The 20539-nt window shown below is 45.9% G+C and carries 18 protein-coding genes; 13 read left to right on the forward strand and 5 right to left on the reverse strand.

Going from position 1 to position 20539, the window contains the following annotated elements:
* Positions 1–97: 97 nt before the first annotated feature.
* Positions 98–1072 (forward strand): HTH-type transcriptional regulator CysB, encoded by a 975-nt coding sequence (gene cysB / locus VFDL14_RS07680; RefSeq protein WP_032552078.1) that lies wholly within the window; start codon positions 98–100, stop codon positions 1070–1072.
* Positions 1073–1185: 113 nt separating this feature from the next.
* The gene (locus VFDL14_RS07675) at positions 1186–2388 is read left to right on the forward strand and encodes a methyltransferase (RefSeq protein WP_032552079.1); all 1203 of its coding nucleotides are present in this window, start codon (positions 1186–1188) and stop codon (positions 2386–2388) included.
* 108 nt (positions 2389–2496) lie between these two features.
* Here VFDL14_RS07675 and ald read toward each other — a convergent pair whose 3' ends face one another.
* Positions 2497–3621 carry an alanine dehydrogenase gene (gene ald / locus VFDL14_RS07670; protein WP_032552080.1) on the reverse strand — a complete coding sequence of 375 codons (1125 nt, stop codon included), beginning with the start codon at positions 3619–3621 and terminating at the stop codon, positions 2497–2499.
* A gap of 174 nt (positions 3622–3795) precedes the next feature.
* On the opposite strand from ald, the gene lrp reads away from it, so the two are divergent.
* The 6 genes from lrp to VFDL14_RS07645 all read left to right on the forward strand — a co-directional run bounded on the left by lrp (position 3796) and on the right by VFDL14_RS07645 (position 11489).
* Complete coding sequence (lrp, locus tag VFDL14_RS07665; RefSeq protein ID WP_004734558.1) at positions 3796–4290, forward strand: leucine-responsive transcriptional regulator Lrp; 495 nt, start codon at positions 3796–3798, stop codon at positions 4288–4290.
* 129 nt (positions 4291–4419) lie between these two features.
* Entirely contained in the window at positions 4420–7509 is a 3090-nt protein-coding gene (locus VFDL14_RS0123290; RefSeq protein ID WP_032552081.1) for a DNA translocase FtsK 4TM domain-containing protein, read from the forward strand.
* A gap of 83 nt (positions 7510–7592) precedes the next feature.
* On the forward strand, positions 7593–8189 hold the full coding sequence (gene lolA, locus VFDL14_RS07660; RefSeq protein ID WP_032552082.1) for an outer membrane lipoprotein chaperone LolA: 597 nt from the start codon (positions 7593–7595) through the stop codon (positions 8187–8189).
* A gap of 44 nt (positions 8190–8233) precedes the next feature.
* A complete protein-coding gene (locus VFDL14_RS07655; RefSeq protein WP_032552083.1) occupies positions 8234–9583 on the forward strand; it encodes a replication-associated recombination protein A in 1350 nt (449 codons plus the stop codon).
* 143 nt (positions 9584–9726) lie between these two features.
* Positions 9727–11034: a serine--tRNA ligase gene (gene serS / locus VFDL14_RS07650; protein ID WP_032552084.1), complete on the forward strand. Its 1308-nt coding sequence runs from the start codon at positions 9727–9729 to the stop codon at positions 11032–11034.
* 188 nt (positions 11035–11222) lie between these two features.
* On the forward strand, positions 11223–11489 hold the full coding sequence (locus VFDL14_RS07645; protein ID WP_032552085.1) for a DksA/TraR family C4-type zinc finger protein: 267 nt from the start codon (positions 11223–11225) through the stop codon (positions 11487–11489).
* Between the two features lie 108 nt (positions 11490–11597).
* Here VFDL14_RS07645 and bioA read toward each other — a convergent pair whose 3' ends face one another.
* Positions 11598–12875, reverse strand: coding sequence for an adenosylmethionine--8-amino-7-oxononanoate transaminase (gene bioA, locus VFDL14_RS07640; protein ID WP_032552086.1), 1278 nt, complete (start codon positions 12873–12875; stop codon positions 11598–11600).
* 161 nt (positions 12876–13036) lie between these two features.
* Between bioA and bioB the strand changes: the two genes are divergently transcribed.
* From bioB to bioD, 4 genes are read left to right on the forward strand one after another with little or no spacing between them, the layout of a single operon-like run.
* Positions 13037–14089 (forward strand): biotin synthase BioB, encoded by a 1053-nt coding sequence (gene bioB / locus VFDL14_RS07635; RefSeq protein ID WP_032552087.1) that lies wholly within the window; start codon positions 13037–13039, stop codon positions 14087–14089.
* Positions 14076–15239: an 8-amino-7-oxononanoate synthase gene (gene bioF / locus VFDL14_RS07630; protein WP_032552088.1), complete on the forward strand. Its 1164-nt coding sequence runs from the start codon at positions 14076–14078 to the stop codon at positions 15237–15239. The genes bioB and bioF overlap by 14 nt, the downstream gene beginning before the upstream one ends.
* Positions 15240–16043 (forward strand): malonyl-ACP O-methyltransferase BioC, encoded by an 804-nt coding sequence (gene bioC / locus VFDL14_RS07625; protein ID WP_032552089.1) that lies wholly within the window; start codon positions 15240–15242, stop codon positions 16041–16043.
* Positions 16040–16723, forward strand: coding sequence for a dethiobiotin synthase (gene bioD, locus VFDL14_RS07620; RefSeq protein WP_032552090.1), 684 nt, complete (start codon positions 16040–16042; stop codon positions 16721–16723). The genes bioC and bioD overlap by 4 nt, the downstream gene beginning before the upstream one ends.
* 96 nt (positions 16724–16819) lie before the next feature.
* Here the strand turns inward: bioD and VFDL14_RS24725 are convergent, their stop codons facing one another.
* Positions 16820–16987: a hypothetical protein gene (locus VFDL14_RS24725; protein WP_167332347.1), complete on the reverse strand. Its 168-nt coding sequence runs from the start codon at positions 16985–16987 to the stop codon at positions 16820–16822.
* A gap of 276 nt (positions 16988–17263) precedes the next feature.
* Between VFDL14_RS24725 and htpX the strand changes: the two genes are divergently transcribed.
* A complete protein-coding gene (gene htpX, locus VFDL14_RS07615) occupies positions 17264–18127 on the forward strand; it encodes a protease HtpX (RefSeq protein ID WP_032552091.1) in 864 nt (287 codons plus the stop codon).
* A gap of 246 nt (positions 18128–18373) precedes the next feature.
* Here the strand turns inward: htpX and purB are convergent, their stop codons facing one another.
* Positions 18374–19744 (reverse strand): adenylosuccinate lyase, encoded by a 1371-nt coding sequence (gene purB, locus VFDL14_RS07610; protein WP_032552092.1) that lies wholly within the window; start codon positions 19742–19744, stop codon positions 18374–18376.
* A 142-nt stretch (positions 19745–19886) separates the two neighbouring features.
* Positions 19887–20504, reverse strand: coding sequence for a high frequency lysogenization protein HflD (hflD, locus tag VFDL14_RS07605; RefSeq protein ID WP_032552093.1), 618 nt, complete (start codon positions 20502–20504; stop codon positions 19887–19889).
* Positions 20505–20539 lie beyond the last annotated feature (35 nt).

Here is a 20539-nt window from a genome sequence, read left to right on the forward strand (position 1 = left end):
TAAGGCGTTATAACTATTTATTATATTCGCTAAGTTTAACTCGCTTACTTTCTTAATAAGTTAGCACTGAAATGAGTAAAGGATTACGAGGTCACCGATGAAGTTACAACAACTGAAGTACATTGTTGAAGTAGTCAACCATAACCTGAATGTCTCTGCGACAGCTGAGAGTCTTTATACGTCTCAGCCGGGCATCAGTAAGCAAGTTCGTTTGCTTGAAGACGAATTAGGTATCCAGATCTTCGAGCGTAGCGGTAAACACCTGACTCAAGTGACGCAAGCAGGTGAAGACATTGTTCGAATCTCGCAGGAAATTCTTGCTCGCGTCGAGAGTATCAAAGCGGTGGCTGGCGAACATACTCACCCAGAAATGGGTACTTTGAACATTTCAACTACTCATACTCAAGCTCGTTATGCGTTGCCTGACGTGATTAAAGGCTTCACCGCTCGTTATCCAAAAGTATCACTTCACATGCACCAAGGCACGCCAAGCCAGATGTCTGAAGCTGTGGCGAAGGGTACTGCGAACTTTGCAATTGCGACAGAAGCTCTTCATCTCTATCAAGACGCGATCATGTTGCCGTGTTATCACTGGAATCGTTCAATAGTGGTGACGAAAGACCATCCGTTGGCGCAAAAACAGAACGTAACTATCGAAGACTTAGCGGCATACTCGCTAGTGACCTATGTATTCGGTTTTACTGGTCGTTCAGAACTCGACACTGCGTTTAACAAAGTCGGATTAACACCACGTGTTGTGTTTACCGCAACCGATGCCGATGTAATTAAAACTTACGTGCGTATGGGGATTGGTGTTGGTGTTATTGCGAGCATGGCGATTGATGCGGAGCAAGATACAGACCTAGTGGCGATTGATGCGAGCCACCTATTTGGTGCGAGCACAACCAGTATCGGCTTCCGTCGTGGTACCTTCTTACGTTCATACATGTTCGATTTTATGGAACGTTTTGCACCACACTTAACGCGCCCTGTCGTTGAACAAGCGATTTCGTTGAAATCAAATGAAGAAATTGAAGAGATGTTTAAAGACATCGAACTTCCGGTAAGATAGATATTATGATGTTCAGGCCTGCTTTTTGAGTAGGCCTGATTACTATCAGCTGTCCACCAATACTTTCTATTTGCATGGCTTCCACCTACAATCCCTCCATTACAGGGGGCCGCATGCAATCCAAATTCCAAATTCTTGATTCCTTTCTTCATCAACACCAAGTTTATTGGCGTTCTGAGCCGTTCCATCTTTGCCAGCAAGATGAACTTCCGTGGCGTAGCCACAATCAACCTCTGTTTACTTGGCTACAATCGCTTAGTAATGATCAGATCTTGGCTTTCAAAGAGCAGCCAGCGTCTCTGATAGAAGAGTTGAACGCATTTTTCCCTGAATTATCTCAAGTTGTTGAGGCTGTTGAGCTCTCGACATTGAAAAGAGAAGGGTTAGATCTCCCTAAAGGAACGAACACAGGAATCCCTGGGCGAAAGCTAGAGCAGATCATGTCGATGAGTGAAGCAGTATTGGGTCACCACAAAGGAACGGAGTGGCTGGAATGGTGCTCTGGCAAAGGGTTCCTAGGGAGAGTCTTATCGCAACAGTCGCAGCAACAAGTGACCAGCTTTGAATGGCAGCAGTCGCTGTGTGACAGTGGCCAAGCGATTGCTGATGCGCAGCAGCTGCCGATGCAATTCGTGCAAGGGGACGCTTTTTCAGAAGACTCCGATAAGGTGTTTAACCACAATCAACATGCGGTAGCACTCCACGCTTGTGGTGATTTACACGTCACCTTGCTCAATAAGGCGGTGAACCACTCGCTTCCAGCGGTTACGGTCTCACCATGTTGCTACCACTTGATTCAGTCCGAACGCTATGAAGCAATGTCAAAAGTGGCGCAGTCTGCACAGCTTTCTCTTTCGAAATCTGACCTGCGAATTCCATTGCAGGAAACCGTCACTGGAGGAGAGCGTGTTAAGAGGCATCGTCAATTGGAGATGAGCTTTCGATTGGGCTTTGGTCAGCTGATTAAGCGTGAGCTTGGAGTTTTAGAGTATTTACCAGTTCCGAGCATCAAAAAGTCAGAATTGTCTCAGGGGTTTGAAGCATTTTGCTGGTGGGCAGCGAATCAGAGAGAGATCGTTTTACCTAGCGAGCTAGATTTCGAGTTATATGAAAGGTTAGGTGAGCAGCTTTTCTGGGATATGGAGCGACTGAGTTTGGTACAGCAAGTGTTTAGAAGACCATTAGAAATATGGCTAACTTTGGATAGGGCGCTCTACCTAGAGGAGCAGGGCTACCAAACGTCGATTGAGCAGTTTTGCGAAAGACACATCACGCCACGTAATATTCTGATTCGAGGCTGGAAGTCGGATAGCTAAAGTAGACGCCAACTAGTGTTGCCAGCTATAAGATATAAAAAAGCCAGCTTGAAAAGAATCAAGCTGGCTTTTACATTTCTAGTCAGTCAAAACTGTCTAGCAATCTTCTTAGTTGAACATTGCGATAGCTTCAGCTGGATCTACGTATTCTAGGTCAAAGCTCTCTGCAACTTCTTTGCAAGTTACTTTACCGTGGATAACGTTTAGACCTTCTAGGAAGCCTTTGTCTTCTAGAAGTGCTTCACGGTAGCCTTTGTTCGCTAGTTTAACAATGTAAGGAAGTGTTGCATTGTTTAGTGCGAATGTTGAAGTGCGAGCAACGGCACCTGGCATGTTAGCAACACAGTAGTGAACTACGTCGTCAACGATGTAAGTTGGTTCTGCGTGTGTTGTTGCGTGAGAAGTCTCGAAACAACCGCCTTGGTCGATTGCAACGTCAACGACTGCTGCGCCTGGCTTCATCTTAGCGATGTGCTCTTTAGTCACTAGTTTAGGAGCAGCTGCGCCTGGGATTAGTACAGCGCCGATAACTAGGTCAGCTTCAAGAACGTGCTTCTCGATAGCGTCTTCAGTAGAGTAAACCACTTTAGCGCGGCCTTGGAACTCTTCATCTAGGCGACGAAGTGTATCAACGTTACGGTCTAGGATAGTTACGTCTGCACGTAGGCCAACAGCCATACGAGCTGCGTTAGCACCTACTACGCCGCCGCCGACAACAACAACTTTTGCTGGCTCAACACCTGGAACGCCGCCAAGTAGAAGACCACGACCGCCGTGAGATTTCTCAAGAGTTTGTGCACCCGCTTGAATAGACATGCGACCTGCAACTTCAGACATTGGCGCTAATAGTGGCAAGCGACCCATATTATCTGTTACAGTCTCATAGGCTACGCAGACAGCTTTGCTCTTGATAAGCTCTTCAGTTTGTGGAAAATCTGGTGCAAGGTGTAAATAAGTAAATAATATTTGCCCTTCACGAAGCATAGCTCGCTCGACAGCTTGAGGTTCTTTAACCTTTACAATCATATCTGCTTTCGCGAATACGTCAGCAGCAGTAGGAAGAATGGATGCGCCTACAGCGATGTAATCATCGTCTGAAAAGCCGATACCGTTGCCGGCATTGGTTTCAACAAAAACTTGGTGACCATGTGAGATTAGTTCTCTCACGCTAGCTGGGATCATACCAACACGGTACTCGTGGTTTTTGATTTCCTTAGGTACGCCAATAATCATCCTGAATCCTCATTTTATTTTGGTTGTATAATCTATAGTAGTTGTATTAACTGTGTGTAGGGTAATTCTGTCGAATTAATATCTAGTATAGATATGTTGAGATAAAATTTGATACTGAATATTAAAAAGTTGTAGTATATTTTTTTGCAAGGAAGTAATAAGGTGGAATAAAAAATGGCAGACAACTATAAGAAGCCGTCCAAGGAACTAGACCGTATCGACCGCAACATTCTTAATGAGTTGCAAAAAGACGGTCGTATTTCGAACGTTGAACTTTCAAAACGTGTGGGTCTTTCTCCGACTCCGTGTCTTGAACGTGTTCGTCGTTTGGAGCGTCAAGGGTACATTACAGGGTATACAGCGCTGCTTAATCCTCAGTACTTAGATGCATCACTATTGGTGTTTGTTGAAATCACATTGAACCGCGGTGCGCCAGATGTGTTTGAACAATTTAACACTGCCGTTCAAAAACTAGACGACATCCAAGAGTGTCATTTAGTGTCGGGTGACTTTGACTATCTTTTGAAAACACGTGTATCGGATATGGGTGCTTACCGTAAACTTCTAGGTGATACGCTATTGCGTCTACCTGGTGTTAACGACACTCGTACTTACGTGGTAATGGAAGAAGTGAAACAAACCAACCAGCTGGTGATTAAAACTCGTTAATCATCAATGGTCGAACAGCAAGAAAGCGGAACTTAGTTTCCGCTTTCTTGCTTTCTGGAATTGGGTTTTTCCGTTTGATATGGTTAAATCAACAGTAGTTTTTATCAAACACATTTATAAAGCTGGTTTATGTTCAAAGAGAGCGGCAACAAAGTCGAAACAATCATCAAAACGAGTGAAGAGCCTCAGTCTTCTCGTTTGACGGGTACCCAACGCTTAAAAGAGTGCAGCCTGATTCTAGGTGTGCTGTTTTCAATTCTTCTTGCCGTCGCATTGCTGACTTTTAATCCGGCAGATCCATCTTGGTCTCAAACGGCTTGGGGTGGCGACATTCAAAACGCAGGCGGCTATGTTGGTGCTTGGTTAGCTGATACCCTGTTTTTTGTCTTTGGTTCTCTAGCTTACCCTCTGCCTATTCTTATTACGCTGGCGGCATGGGTTCTTTTCCGCAAGCGCGACGAAGATGAAACCATCGACTTCATGCTATGGGGTACTCGCTTACTTGGCCTCACGATTCTTCTATTAACCAGCTGTGGTTTGGCAGATATCAACTTTGACGATATCTGGTACTTTTCATCAGGTGGTGTGATTGGTGATGTACTAACTAGCTTAGCGTTGCCGACATTAAACATCTTAGGTTCTACATTAGTGCTGCTCTTTTTGTGGGGGGCGGGCTTCACTCTGTTAACAGGTATCTCTTGGTTAAGCATTGTTGAATGGTTAGGTGATTCGGCAATCCGTCTATTTACCGCGCTTGTCAATAAAGTGCGTGGTCACGACCAAGAGGTAATGGAGCCTGAATTAAGAGAAGCTGAGCAGCACGATGAACTACAACTAGCGGCGTCGAATCCGCCAATTGAGGGTATTGCTGAAGAGGTTGAAGAAGCACATGACCCACTGACGAGCGATCCTAGCCTACACTTCTCGGCAACCGCTGAACCAGAAGTGGAAATGCCTGTGGCAGAAGAGCCTAAGCGTCACTTCAATATTCATATGCCTGAAAAAGCGCCAGAAGCTGCAGTTAAAACATCTCCTACAGAACAAGCTGCGTTTACACAAGAGATCGTTGAGCCTCAACCAATAGAAGTACCTAAGCCAGTTGAAAGACCTGAGCCAGTTTATCATGCGCCGGAAGAGCCATTGGAAGAAGGTGTAGAGCGCTCTAAGCAGCTGAATGCAACAATAGAGCAGCTAGAGCATGCTGCGATGGATGAGGATGACTTAGCCGAGCAAGCGCAAGCAGAAGCTCATCATTCGCAAGCTGCTTATCAAGAGTACATGCAAGAGCAGCCTGCTGAGCCTCAGGCTGCGCCAGAGCCTGTTGTTGAACAAGAACCCGAATATATTGCGGAGCCGTTACAAAACAGTGAACCAGTAGAACAAGTATCGTTTACATCGGACCCAGAGCCAGAAATTGTGCCAGAACCTATGTTCATTGAACAACCTGCTGCTGATAATGAGATTGCTGAAGAAACTGCTTTTGAAGAGACACCTCGTCAAGAATCTAGTATTGACGAAAGTAATTTGAACGAAACGGAGACTCAAGTAGATAAAGTTGAAGAGCAGGCGATTGACTTGCCTTGGGAAGAAGTAACGGAAGAAGAATCGGCACACCCAGACCAAGATGTTGCGGCGTTCCAGAATATTGTTTCTGAAGCTCAGGCGAATATGGCAGCCGCGCAAAACCCGTTCTTGGTTCAAAAAGAGCCTAATCTGCCTAAGCCAACGTCACCGATGCCGACCCTAGAACTACTTTATCACCCTGAGAAGCGTGACAACTTTATTGACCGCGATGCTCTAGAAGATATCGCTCGTCTGGTTGAGTCAAAACTAGCTGACTACAAGATTAAAGCTGAGGTAGTGGATATTTTCCCTGGCCCAGTTATTACTCGATTTGAACTTGACCTTGCTCCGGGTGTGAAAGTGAGTCGAATCTCAAGTCTATCGATGGACTTAGCACGTTCATTGTCCGCGATGGCAGTCCGTGTTGTAGAGGTTATTCCGGGTAAACCATACGTAGGTTTAGAACTGCCAAACATGAGTCGACAAACAGTCTTCTTCTCTGATGTGGTGGGTAGTCAGCAGTTTATTGATGCTAAATCACCAACAACAGTCGTGATGGGGCAAGATATCGCGGGTGAAGCGGTTATTGCTGATATCGCAAAAATGCCTCACGTGCTGGTGGCAGGTACCACGGGTTCGGGTAAATCGGTGGGTGTGAACGTGATGATCTTGAGTATGCTGTATAAAGCAACGCCTGAAGATCTGCGCTTCATTATGATTGACCCGAAAATGCTTGAGCTATCTATCTATGAAGGTATCCCACATCTATTGTCAGAAGTGGTTACCGATATGAAAGATGCTTCTAACGCACTGCGCTGGTGTGTGGGAGAGATGGAGCGACGTTATAAGCTGATGTCAGCGTTAGGCGTACGTAACATCAAAGGCTACAACGATAAGCTGAAAATGGCGGCGGAAGCGGGGCACCCAATTCATGACCCATTGTGGCAAGCTGGCGACAGCATGGATCCAGAGCCTCCATTGCTTGAAAAACTGCCTTACATCGTTGTGGTTGTCGACGAATTTGCCGACTTAATGATGGTGGTGGGTAAGAAAGTTGAAGAATTAATTGCTCGTTTAGCTCAGAAAGCACGTGCAGCAGGTATTCACTTGATTCTTGCCACGCAGCGCCCGTCGGTTGATGTAATCACTGGTTTGATTAAAGCGAATATCCCAACTCGTGTCGCGTTCACCGTATCGACGAAAACAGACTCTCGTACTATCTTGGATCAAGGTGGCGCAGAATCACTACTCGGTATGGGTGACATGCTGTATCTACCACCGGGTTCAAGTCATACCATTCGTGTTCACGGTGCATTCGCATCAGATGATGATGTACATGCTGTTGTAAACGACTGGAAAGCACGTGGTAAGCCGAACTACATCGATGAAATCACCAACGGTGAACAGACTCCAGAAACTCTGCTTCCTGGAGAGAAAATGGAAGGCGATGAAGACGTTGATCCATTGTTTGATCAGGTTGTTGAGCATGTGGTTCAGTCACGTCGTGGCTCGGTGTCGGGTGTTCAGCGTCGATTTAAGATCGGCTATAACCGTGCAGCTCGTATTGTTGAGCAGTTAGAAGCTCAAGGTATCGTGAGCCCACCGGGGCACAATGGTAACCGTGAAGTATTAGCACCAGCACCGCCGAAAGAGTAATCGCTTAATTGCGTAGATCGGAACTCAACCCTTAATGATCGGTCATAGCTTTATGACCGATTTACCTTGTAACAGGATAATTAATGAAAAAAACACTCGCACTTCTATTTATGAGTTTTTCCGTTTTCGCTTCACCGAAGGAAGAACTGAGCAACCGACTGGCGCTAAACGCAGGTTTTAGTGCTGATTTCAAACAGGTTGTCACAAGCCCTGATGGCGATGTTGTCATGGAAGGAGAGGGTACAGTAGAAATTGCACGCCCAAGCTTATTCCGCTGGGAAACAACGTTCCCAGATGAAAATCTATTGGTCTCTGATGGTCAAAGCCTCTGGTACTATAGCCCGTTCATTGAGCAAGTCAGTATCTACTGGCAAGAACAAGCAACGGCGCAAACTCCATTTGTATTGCTTACTCGCAACCAACAGAGTGATTGGGATAACTACGATGTAACCCAATCGGGTAACCAATTTACACTCAAGCCAACGGCTGTTGATTCGAATCAAGGGGATTTCCAAATTCAGATCAACGACAAAGGCATCGTTCAAGGCTTTAATGTCATTGAGCAGGACGGTCAAAAAGGTGAGTTCACATTCAGTAATGTTGAACTTGGTAAGCCAAGCAGTGATCGTTTTACTTTCGTTGCCCCAGAGGGTGTCGAAGTTGACGACCAAAGAAACTGATTCTTTAGTGTTGTCCAATTTAATAGTGAATCAAGAGATAGCCATTGAGTAACTACAGTTTAGACTTTTCGGGGGACGAAGATTTTCGTCCCCTTGCTGCTCGTATGAGACCAGAAACGGTTGAGCAGTACATCGGTCAACAGCATATTTTGGGACCGGGTAAACCTCTGCGTCGAGCGCTCGAAGCTGGTCATATTCACTCCATGATCTTGTGGGGACCACCGGGTACCGGAAAGACGACTTTAGCTGAGGTGGCGGCGAATTATGCCAATGCTGAAGTCGAGCGCGTGTCAGCGGTTACTTCGGGTGTGAAAGACATTCGCGTAGCGATTGATAAAGCTCGTGAGAACAAGCAAGCGGGCCGTCGAACTATTTTGTTTGTGGATGAGGTGCACAGGTTCAACAAAAGCCAACAAGATGCGTTTTTACCGCATATCGAAGATGGCACCGTTACCTTTATTGGAGCGACAACCGAAAACCCGTCTTTCGAACTCAATAACGCTTTGCTCTCGAGAGCGCGTGTCTACAAACTGACTTCTCTCAACACTGATGATATCTCTCTCGTGATCCGCCAAGCCATTGAAGATAAAGAGCGTGGTCTAGGTGATGTGAGTGCCCACTTTGCAGACAACGTATTAGATCGTTTAGCTGAGTTGGTGAATGGCGATGCGCGCATGTCACTGAACTATCTTGAGCTACTTTACGATATGGCTGAGGATGATGAGCAAGGCCGCAAGTCAATTACGCTTCAATTGCTAGCAGAAGTCGCTGGTGAGAAGGTGGCTCGCTTTGATAATAAAGGCGACATTTGGTATGACTTGATTTCAGCAGTGCATAAGTCCATTCGTGGTTCAAACCCAGATGCTGCGTTGTATTGGTCGGCACGTATGATTGCTGCTGGTTGTGATCCCTTGTACATCGTGAGACGTCTGTTGGCGATTGCATCAGAAGATATCGGTAACGCTGACCCAAGAGCCATGCAGGTTGCGATTTCAGCTTGGGATTGCTTTACTCGTATTGGTCCTGCAGAAGGCGAACGCGCGATTGCTCAAGCGGTTGTCTACCTTGCTTGTGCACCAAAGAGTAACGCCGTTTACACTGCATGGAAGCAAGCACTTACCGATGCACATAACTTACCTGAGTACGAAGTGCCTCATCACTTAAGAAATGCGCCAACAAGTTTGATGAAGGACATGGGCTATGGGCAAGAATACCGTTATGCTCATGATGAACCTGGGGCCTACGCGGCGGGGGAAAAGTATCTGTCACCAGAAATGGGTGAGCGTCAGTACTATTTCCCAACAAAACGAGGCTTAGAGACCAAGATTGGCGAGAAGCTAGATTATCTGGCGGATTTGGACGCAAAAAGCCCACAAAAACGCTATGAAAAGTAGCCTTTTTTGGATATCTTAACCTAGTCATAAAATTCAGATTAAATCGTTAAAAAGTGATGAAATAATCATCAATTTTGGCGGTTTAGTGGTGTTTCAGTGGTCAAGCTACTGAATATTCAAATAACTAAAGCATAGGATTAGCAATGCTGGATTCTAAATTACTTCGAGCTGAGCTGGATGAAACAGCGGCAAAATTAGCACGTCGAGGCTTTGACCTTGATGTAGAGACAATTCGTGAACTTGAAGAAAAACGTAAGTCCCTTCAAATGAAAACTGAAGAACTGCAAGCGTTACGTAACTCTCGCTCGAAGTCCATTGGCCAAGCAAAAGCGAAAGGCGATCACGAAGAAGCTGAGCGCATCCTTGCAGAAGTAGGTAACCTAGGTTCTGAACTAGATGCAGCTAAAGTTGCACTAGCAGATCTTCAAGGTGAGCTTGAAGCGATCACAATGGCAATCCCTAACCTGCCAGACGAGTCAGTACCAGCAGGTAAAGACGAAGACGACAACGTAGAGATCTCTCGTTGGGGCGAGCCAAAGACTTACGACTTTGAAGTAAAAGATCACGTTGATCTTGGTGAGCTTTCTGGTGGTCTTGATTTCGCAAGCGCGGTTAAGATTTCTGGTTCTCGCTTCATCGTAATGAAGGGTAAATTTGCGCGTCTACACCGTGCAATTGCTCAGTTCATGCTAGACCTTCACACTGATGAGCACGGCTATACAGAGATGTACGTACCGTACCTAGTGAACCACGACAGCCTATACGGTACTGGTCAATTACCTAAGTTCGGTGAAGACCTGTTCCACACAAGCCCGCTAACAGAGCAGGTAAGTGATGTTCCTCTTAAGAAACTATCGCTTATCCCAACTGCGGAAGTTCCAGTAACGAACCTAGTGCGCGATACCATTACGGAAGAAGCGGAACTGCCACTTAAGATGACAGCTCACACGCCTTGTTTCCGTTCTGAAGCAGGTTCTTACGGTCGTGATACTCGTGGTCTTATCCGTATGCACCAGTTCGACAAAGTTGAGCTTGTACAGATCACTAAGCCGGAAGATTCAATGGCAGCACTAGAAGAACTAACGGGTCACGCTGAGAAAGTTCTACAACTTCTAGAGCTTCCTTACCGTAAAGTGGTTCTATGTACAGGTGACATGGGCTTCGGCGCTGCGAAAACTTACGATTTAGAAGTTTGGGTTCCAGCTCAAGAGACTTACCGTGAAATCTCATCTTGTTCAAACATGTGGGACTTCCAAGCTCGCCGTATGCAAGCGCGTTTCCGTCGTAAAGGTGAGAAGAAACCTGAGCTTGTACACACACTAAACGGTTCTGGTCTTGCTGTAGGTCGTACAATGGTAGCGATTCTAGAGAACAACCAAGAAGCAGATGGCCGTATCGCAATCCCAACAGTACTTCAGAAGTACATGGGCGGCGTAACGCACATCGGTTAATGAGTTAACCTCTGATATTGAAACCCAGCCACTGCGCTGGGTTTTTTATTGCCCGAATCTAGCTATTGTTACAAATAGGTAATAGTTATTTGCTCATACGCTAGATTATATCCAATAGATGTTGCTCGTATAATGGTCGCCTACCGCGGTAGGAATTGATTTTCTCATAACGACATTGAGGAGGGCATATGGCTGTAGGGTGGGCTGGCGACGACAGTGTTAGCCAGCAAATTCAAGATACCATTTCCGATGAGATCTCTCGTGTGAGAGGTAACATCAAGACTGGAGAAAGTGCTCACTATTGCGATGAGTGTGGTGACGAGATCCCAGAGAAAAGACGATTAGCGATGCAAGGGGTACGATTGTGTATTGAGTGTCAGTCAATGTTGGAGCATACCTCTCACCAACACGCCTTGTTTAATCGCCGAGCGAGTAAAGATAGCCAGTTGCGATGAATTGTTTCAAAACAAACAATGAGCTAACAGAAACGAGTTAGCAGTTAATATGAACGGTTGTTTTGACGGACAACCGTTCATACTTTAATGCATGAGTGCATTGCTCGCTTATTGAAAACACTCTGGTCGTTGAAGCGCACTATCTATGGCGGAGACCAATTTCTCGATATGATGCGATTCACTGATAAATGGAGGCATCATATAAATCAGCTTTCCGAAAGGTCGGATCCATACCCCTTGTTCAACAAAGTGAGCTTGTATTGCTTCCATATCAACGGGCGTGTGAGTTTCCACTACGCCAATCGCGCCCAACCAACGAACGTCTTTGACCAACTCATGTTGTTTGAGTTTTGGAAGCAGCTCTGAGAAAAGTGATTCGATTTGTTTCGTCTGTAATTGCCAATCACCTTGTTCGATTAACCCAAGACTTGCTGCACCAACGGCACACGCGAGTGGGTTGCCCATGAAGGTAGGACCGTGCATAAAACATCCGGCTTCGCCGCCACACACAGTATCAGCTACGTCTTTGCTTGCAAGCGTCGCCGAAAGGGTCATATACCCCCCAGTCAATGCTTTGCCAACACATAGAATGTCCGGTTGAATATCTGCGTGCTCACAGGCAAACAGCTTGCCTGTGCGACCAAAGCCTGTGGCAATTTCGTCAAGTATTAACAGCACATTAAATTCATCACACAGTGCTCTCACCTGTTTTAGAAACTCTGGATGATAGATACGCATTCCGCCGGCACCCTGTACGATGGGCTCTAAGATCACTGCTGCAATTTCTTGATGATGGATGCTGAGTTTTTCTCTGAAGCTGTTGATGTCGTCCGGGTTCCATTCATCCCAGAAACCAATTTTTGGAGAAGCTGCAAAGATATGTTCCGGCAGGAATCCTTTGTAAAGACTATGCATTGAGTTCTCTGGGTCTGTCACGGACATGGCAGCGAAGGTATCGCCATGATAGCCATCTCTTAGCGTTAAGAACTTGGAGCGTGGTTGTCCTTTTGCATGCCAGTACTGCAAGGCCATCTTTAAACTCACCTCAACAGCGACTGAGCCCGAGTCTGCCAAAAATACATGTTCCAAACTACTGGGTGCGAGCTTCAGCAGCTTCTTGCATAGGTCGATTGCTGGCTGGTGAGTAATACCACCGAACATAACATGTGAAACCTTATCAATTTGACTGTGCGCAGCTTCATTTAGTACCGGGTGGTTGTATCCATGGATGGTGGACCACCAAGAAGACATACCATCAATTACTCGCTTCCCATCTTCCATTTCTAGCAAAACCCCTTCGGCTCCCACAATCGGATAGCAGGTCAGAGGTGTGAGGGTCGAAGTGTAGGGATGCCAGATGTGCTGGCGATCAAAGGCGAGATCCATAGCGATTTCCATGTTTGGTTTGATTAAAAATTAACCGGTTGTAAACTTTTGTTTTTATCAATGTGTTGACAGTCTAAAGCTTGTCGGTAGACTAGCCAAGCATAAATGCAAAACCTCAAAGTGGATTTGCGCAAAATAAGATAAAAGAAAAGGATCGACACGTGGAAGTTCGTCATAACTGGACAGTAGCTGAAGTAAAGGCTCTGCTTGAAAAACCGTTTATGGATTTGATGTTTGAAGCTCAACTCGTTCATAGACAGTACCAACTGCACAACCACGTGCAGGTGAGTACACTTCTTTCTATTAAAACCGGTGCTTGTCCAGAAGACTGTAAATACTGTCCACAAAGTGCTCACTACCGCACAGATGTTGATAAAGAGCGTTTGATGGAAGTGGAGCGCGTGCTCGATGCCGCTCAAAAAGCGAAAAACGCAGGCTCTACGCGTTTCTGTATGGGTGCTGCATGGAAGAACCCGAAAGAGCGTGATATGCCTCATCTAACTGAGATGATCAAAGGCGTGAAAGGTATGGGTCTAGAGACTTGTATGACGCTAGGTATGTTAACGCCGGAGCAGGCGGGTGAATTAGCGGACGCAGGTTTGGATTATTACAACCATAACCTAGATACCTCTCCTGAGTTCTACGGCAGCATCATTACGACTCGTACTTACCAAGACCGTCTAGATACCTTATCTCATGTTCGTGATGCAGGTATGAAGATCTGTTCTGGCGGTATCATCGGCATGGGTGAAAGCACCAATGATCGTGCTGGCCTGCTGGTTGAACTCGCTAACCTACCTGTGCACCCTGAAAGTGTGCCAATCAACATGCTGGTTAAAGTGAAAGGTACGCCGATGGAAAACGTCGATGACGTTGAGTCTTTCGACTTCATCAAGCTTATCGCAATTGCTCGTATCATGATGCCGAAATCGGCAGTTCGCCTGTCTGCAGGTCGTGAAAACATGAATGAACAGATGCAAGCGATGTGCTTTATGGCGGGTGCGAACTCTATCTTCTACGGTTGCAAACTGCTGACAACACCAAACCCAGACGAAGATACAGATATGCAGCTATTCAAAAAGCTGGGTATAAATAGCCAAGAAGTGGCTCAAAAGCCAGACGAAATCCAAGAAAACGAACTGTTAGATCAAGTGGTTGAGCGCGTTGCGGCTCGTCCAACGAAAGATGACATGTTCTACGATGCCAGCGTTTAACTCTCGTTTTCAAAAAGCCCTTACTGACCGTGTTCAGCAAGGGCTTAACCGCCAGCTAAACGTTCTTAAATCGGTAAGTCGTTCTGAAATTGAGTTCGACTCTAAGATTTACAGCAATTTTTCTAGCAACGATTATTTAGGCTTAGCGAATGATCCGGAGCTGGTTTCTGCTTGGCAAGATGGGTTAAGTCAATATGGGGCCGGTAGTGGTGCTTCACCACTGGTGACAGGCTTTAGCGCAGCACACCAAAATCTAGAGTCCCAACTATGCGAATGGTTAGGCTACGAGCGTGCAATTTTGTTCAGCTCAGGCTTCAGCGCAAATCAAGCGTTGTTGTTTTCCCTTCTCGACAAAAACGACACTCTCATTCAAGACCGCTTAAATCACGCTTCGCTTATGGAAGCGGGGGCGTTGTCTCCTGCGAAAATGAAGCGTTTCAAGCACAATGATGTGGCTCATTTGGCGTCGCAGCTTGCTGTTTCAGAAAATGCATTAGTGGTCACTGAAGGTGTCTTTAGTATGGATGGTGACCAAGCGCCATTGACTGAAGTCGCTAGAGTGACTGAGGAGAGCGATGCTTGGTTAGCCGTCGATGATGCGCATGGTATTGGCATATTGGGCGAATACGGAGCAGGGAGCTGTGCGGCTGCAGGAGTAAAACCGGAGTTACTGGTGGTGACGTTTGGTAAGGCTTTTGGCTTGTCTGGCGCAGCGATTCTTTGTAGTAAAGAGGTTGGGGATTACTTAACCCAGTTCGCAAGGCATCATGTCTACTCAACGGCGATTCCCCCAGCTCAAGCTTTCGCGTTAAGTACTGCCTGTCAAATGATACAGACTCAGCAATGGCGCAGAGATAAATTGAATGAGCTGCAGGCGATTTATCATGAAGGTGTAAAAGGGCTAACTGGCTACATTGAAACCAATACGCCGATAAAGCCATTTATGGTCGGCCAGTCAGAGCATGCTATTAGTATTGCAAACCGAATGAAAGAGAGTGGCATTTGGATGACCGCAATTCGTCCGCCGACAGTGCCAGTAGGGACTGCTCGTCTCAGAATTACATTGACGGCCAATCATAGCCCAGAGCAAGTGTCCCAGCTGACTCATTCGTTAAAAAGTGCGTTAGAAACGCAACGTGAGGTAGAGTAAATGTCACAGCAAGCCGTCGTAGATAATTACACTGTCCAAGATAAAAAGGCGATTGCAGATGCCTTCGGAAAAGCTGCTAAAAATTATGATAAGCATGCTGAATTCCAGCGTGACGTAGGTCAGCGCCTTCTCGATAAGTTACCTAACGATCTAACTGGTTACCAGGCATTAGATCTAGGGTGTGGGACAGGCTATTTCTCCAAACGACTTATTGAGCGAGGAGCTACGGTTGTTTGCGCCGATTTGTCATTAGGTATGTTAGAACAAGCTAAACAGAGATGTGGAGATGGCGTAGCTGTTTATCAGCAAGCGGATGCTGAAGCCTTACCGTTTGAGGATGACCGTTTTGATTTGGTGTTCTCTAGCTTGGCTCTACAGTGGTGTGATGATCTCTCCATGCCATTGCGAGAAATGAAGAGAGTGACACGCCAAGGTGGCTCTATTGCTTTTTCTACCTTGTTAGATGGTTCTCTGATTGAGTTGAAAAAGGCATGGAGTAAAATTGACTCACATCAACACGTCAACCACTTTATTACCGCCAATCAGGTAAAAATTGCGTTAGCGCAATCTAGCTGTGTCCGCCATCTACTAGACTTGCCCTCCATCACAGTATGGTACGATTCAGCGTTTGAATTAATGCGCGACCTTAAGGGGATTGGTGCCAACCACGTAAGTGGGCGCTCACAAGGTCTGACCAGTAGAAGAATGCTGCAGCTTGTCGAGCAAGAGTATCGAACATTTCAAAACCATCAAGGTTTCTTACCAGCAACATATCAAGTTTGTTTAGGGGTTATTCAATTATGATTGATGCATTATTTATTGCAGGTACGGATACCGAAGTGGGCAAAACCGTGGTTTCAAAAGCGATCCTACAAGCTTTTGCCGCGAAAGAACTTTCAACGATTGGCTACAAGCCTGTCGCAGCGGGTTGTGAGCAGTACCCTGAAGGCGCGCGTAATAGCGACGCTCTTCATCTTCAAGAAGCGGCAACTCAAGACATCGATTACGATGATGTTAATCCATACGCATTGATGCTTCCGGCTTCTCCTCACATCGCAGCTAAGCGTGATGGTGTTGTAATTGATGAAGCGGTGCTTTCTCAAAAACTAGAGCAACACAAACAGAACTCGGACTTTGTGCTAGTTGAAGGTGCTGGTGGCTGGCGCGTACCGGTATCGGATGACGTGTGCTTGTCTAATTGGGTTAAGAAAGAGCAGCTTCCAGTTGTATTAACTGTGGGTATTAAACTAGGTTGTTTAAGCCATGCTCTATTAACAGCAGAAGCTATTCGTGCAGATGGCCTTAACCTAGTCGGTTGGGTTGCAAACAGAATTAATCCAGGTACAGAGCATTACGCTGACATCATCGCAATGTTAGAAGATAAGTTAGGTGCTCCGAAATTGGGTGAGATCCCATATGTACCAAAAGCGAAATCGAAGAACATTGGTAAGTACATTGATGTTCAGCCTCTAATGGCTCTATAAGTCATTCGCTGAAGACCAAAAATTGAAAAGGGCTGCACAATTGCAGCCCTTTCGTTTATCTGTCGATCTCTTAAGCCAGAAGATCTCTAAGCGGTATTAGTGGTCTTTAGTTAGACCCATCAACGCTTGTTGTGTCTCTGTAATATTATTTTGTGCAGCCTCTGGCGTCACGATACCAATCTGTTTCTTTGCTTCTTCTTCAGTGATACCTAAGTGACAACACAGTAAATCAATAGCCATTTGAGTGTTAGTACCTTCAACCATGATCCTTTCCTTTTGTTACTCGGACTAGCCAATAAATCATCTAGGCACACTGTAAACGGATCAGTCGATGTTCTCTATACGACTTAGGTCTAATACCCAAGTCTAAATCGAATACGGTCTAGTAATTAAATGTTGCAATTTAATGCTTAACCTTGTTTTCTAATTCTTAGACTATATGTATAAGTAAATAGAAGTGTTCAAAGCGCGACATTCATCCTGTTGGCTTTGTCTATAATGATAAGTTTTTATAAAACAGCTTTCATGCGGAGATAAGTAATGAAGCGAGTAATGTTGTTCCTTGCAACCAACTTAGCGGTTGTATTGGTACTAAGTGTTGTTCTTAATATTGTATACGCTGTAACGGGGATGCAGCCTGGCAGCCTTTCAGGATTGCTCGTGATGGCTGCCGTATTCGGTTTCGGTGGTTCTTTCATTTCTTTGATGATGTCAAAAGGAATGGCTCTACGTTCTGTTGGCGGTATGGTGATAGAGAGCCCTCGCAATGAAACAGAACATTGGCTGATGGAAACAGTAAGCCGCCAAGCTCAACAAGTAGGTATCGGCATGCCAACCGTCGCTATCTATGATTCACCAGACATCAACGCATTTGCTACTGGTGCAAAGCGCGATGATTCACTGGTTGCAGTCTCAACGGGTCTACTGCACAGCATGACTCGTGACGAAGCTGAAGCGGTACTCGCTCACGAAGTTAGCCACATCGCAAACGGTGATATGGTAACAATGACTTTGATGCAAGGCGTTGTGAACACGTTCGTTATCTTCCTATCTCGCTTCATTGCGAACATCGTTGCTTCTAATGACAACGAAGAAGAGGGTGGCAGCAACATGATGGTGTACTTCGGTGTGTCTATGGTTCTTGAGCTAATCTTTGGCTTCCTAGCGAGCTTCATCACAATGTGGTACAGCCGTCACCGTGAGTTCCACGCCGATGCAGGTGCAGCGCGCCTAGTGGGTAAAGAGAAGATGATTGCTGCTCTAGAGCGTCTAAAAGTAAGTCACGAGCCACAGCTTGAAGGTTCGATGATGGCATTTGGTATCAATGGCAAGAAGTCTCTGAGTGAGCTGCTAATGAGCCACCCACCGCTAGACAAGCGTATTGCATCTCTACGTAACATGTAATCTTAAAGAGATTCGTGATTGAAAGGCTTCCTTCGGGAGGCCTTTTTTATTACTGAAATAATGGGTTGCTTTATTGGTGAATGCACTGCTTTAACGCGTCCGGTTGGTGATTGTTTAGGCTTATGTTTGTATCAATAGATTAATTCAGTTTAGGTTTGCCACTCAACATCATTAGCAACTGCTAACAGATACAAAAAAGGCTTCCACAAGGGAAGCCTAATCATATCATTGTATTCGAATCTCGAATTACAGCTTGTCAGTCAGCTCGATTGCTTGACCGATGTAGTTAGCTGGCGTCATCTCTTTCAGACGTGCTTTCTCGTGCTCTGGAAGCTCAAGACCGTCGATGAAGTTACGCATTGCTTCGCCGTCTACACGCTTACCACGAGTTAGCTCTTTTAGCTTCTCGTAAGGTTTTTCGATGCCGTAGCGACGCATTACTGTTTGTACAGGCTCAGCTAGAACTTCCCAGTTTTGGTCTAGCTCTGCAAGCAGTGCTTCGCGGTTAACTTCTAGCTTGCTGATACCTTTCAGAGTGGAAGTGTATGCGATGATCGCGTAGCCAACACCAACACCTAGGTTACGAAGAACCGTAGAGTCAGTTAGGTCACGCTGCCAGCGAGAGATAGGCAGTTTTTGTGCTAGGTGGCCGAATACAGCATTAGCTAGACCTAGGTTACCTTCAGAGTTCTCAAAGTCGATTGGGTTAACTTTGTGAGGCATAGTTGAAGAACCGATTTCACCAGCAATAGTCTTCTGCTTGAAGTGACCTAGAGCGATGTAGCCCCAAACGTCACGGTCGAAGTCGATTAGGATTGTGTTGAAACGTGCAACTGCATCGAATAGTTCAGCGATGTAATCGTGTGGTTCGATTTGAGTTGTGTATGGGTTCCAAGTTACGCCTAGAGACTCAGTGATGAACTCTTCAGAGAACTGGTGCCAATCAACTTTTGGGTAAGCAGAAAGGTGAGCGTTGTAGTTACCTACAGCACCGTTGATCTTACCAAGGATTTCAACGTTCGCGATTTGCTTGTATTGACGCTCCATACGGTACGCCACGTTTGCCATCTCTTTACCCATTGTTGATGGAGAAGCAGGCTGACCGTGTGTACGAGATAGAAGAGGGATGTCGCGGTACTCAACAGCAAGTGCTTTGATAGCATCGATGATGTTTTGGATTTCAGGAAGAATCACTTCGTCACGAGCTTCTTTCAGCATTAGCGCGTGAGACGTGTTGTTGATGTCTTCTGAAGTACATGCAAAGTGGATGAACTCGTTTACAGCGTGAAGCTCAGGAACACCAGCTACTTTCTCTTTTAGGAAGTACTCAACCGCTTTAACGTCGTGGTTAGTCGTACGCTCGATCTCTTTGATGCGTGCTGCATCTTCTTCAGAGAAGTTTGCTGCTAGTTCATCTAGAAACTTGTTTGCTTCTGCACTGAATGCCGGTACTTCTGCGATTGCGTCTGTTGCCGCAAGCTTTTGTAGCCAACGAATTTCAACGATAGAGCGGTACTTTAGTAGACCAAACTCACTAAAGATGCTGCGAAGTGCAGTTGTCTTGCTTCCGTAACGGCCGTCTACTGGTGAAACAGCAGTCAATGCTGACAGTTCCATGGTGTTCTCCTGAATTGAGTTTCTAAATTTTGTGAGCTTTATACCAGTAACTTTGCAGTTTGTCACGCACATTGCGCAAACGTTTGCGTGAGGGTTGTTTTGGTACAAAGAATAAGCTCGCGACAGTGCGCGAGCTGGTGTATTACATTCTTGCTAAGAGGATTTGAGCTTGCTCAACCATCTTCTTGCGTCCGAAGATTAGGTGGCGACGTTTGCCTCCTACTTGACGCCAAAGAACGGCACTGCGGATCCCTGAAAGAAGCAGCGCACGTACTTTGTGTTGATTTGATGTCTGTTGAAGAACTGAAGGTGTACCTGAGACCTGAATACGTGGACCAATTGGGCTTACCACGTCAAGATAGATACTTGCTAGGTTGCTTACCATCTGCTCATCAAAAAGATCAAAGTGCTCAGCTTGGCGCTCTGCGGTTTGGATGCGGTCGCCTAGCTGAGACATTGCATCATTGCGACCTGACAGCTTACGCTCAAGTGCCATCAAACTAATGATGTAACGCGTGATGTCGCTGCCTGCAGGAGTACTATCGATACCTTTTACTAGGCACTCTAAACCAAGCTTTAAGTTGGACTCGCGACCAAATACACCCACAGTATTCGCTGGGTTGGTATTTAAGATCGCACTGAGTGAAGCTTCAAAGGCATCTTTATCACAATAGCCGTCTTTTGCTACCTGTTGAACCAAAGCGACTGCTTGGCAGATTCCAGCGAAAGCGATTGTACGGTCATAAAGTGTGTTGGCCACGTAGTAACTCCTAGTTGTCTTCTATCGTTTGTCGT

Origin of the sequence: Vibrio fortis (assembly GCF_000695685.1) — a bacterium.
Taxonomy (GTDB): Bacteria; Pseudomonadota; Gammaproteobacteria; order Enterobacterales; family Vibrionaceae; genus Vibrio; species Vibrio fortis_A.

Coding starts and splice junctions, on each gene's coding strand:
- VFDL14_RS24725 (WP_167332347.1), bottom strand. CDS start 16,987: ATGGTTGAAGGTACTAACACTCAAATGGCTATTGATTTACTGTGTTGT.
- VFDL14_RS07675 (WP_032552079.1), top strand. CDS start 1,186: ATGCAATCCAAATTCCAAATTCTTGATTCCTTTCTTCATCAACACCAA.
- serS (WP_032552084.1), top strand. CDS start 9,727: ATGCTGGATTCTAAATTACTTCGAGCTGAGCTGGATGAAACAGCGGCA.
- bioD (WP_032552090.1), top strand. CDS start 16,040: ATGATTGATGCATTATTTATTGCAGGTACGGATACCGAAGTGGGCAAA.
- lolA (WP_032552082.1), top strand. CDS start 7,593: ATGAAAAAAACACTCGCACTTCTATTTATGAGTTTTTCCGTTTTCGCT.
- purB (WP_032552092.1), bottom strand. CDS start 19,744: ATGGAACTGTCAGCATTGACTGCTGTTTCACCAGTAGACGGCCGTTAC.
- bioC (WP_032552089.1), top strand. CDS start 15,240: ATGTCACAGCAAGCCGTCGTAGATAATTACACTGTCCAAGATAAAAAG.
- cysB (WP_032552078.1), top strand. CDS start 98: ATGAAGTTACAACAACTGAAGTACATTGTTGAAGTAGTCAACCATAAC.
- htpX (WP_032552091.1), top strand. CDS start 17,264: ATGAAGCGAGTAATGTTGTTCCTTGCAACCAACTTAGCGGTTGTATTG.
- VFDL14_RS07645 (WP_032552085.1), top strand. CDS start 11,223: ATGGCTGTAGGGTGGGCTGGCGACGACAGTGTTAGCCAGCAAATTCAA.
- ald (WP_032552080.1), bottom strand. CDS start 3,621: ATGATTATTGGCGTACCTAAGGAAATCAAAAACCACGAGTACCGTGTT.
- VFDL14_RS0123290 (WP_032552081.1), top strand. CDS start 4,420: ATGTTCAAAGAGAGCGGCAACAAAGTCGAAACAATCATCAAAACGAGT.
- bioF (WP_032552088.1), top strand. CDS start 14,076: ATGCCAGCGTTTAACTCTCGTTTTCAAAAAGCCCTTACTGACCGTGTT.
- lrp (WP_004734558.1), top strand. CDS start 3,796: ATGGCAGACAACTATAAGAAGCCGTCCAAGGAACTAGACCGTATCGAC.
- bioA (WP_032552086.1), bottom strand. CDS start 12,875: ATGGATCTCGCCTTTGATCGCCAGCACATCTGGCATCCCTACACTTCG.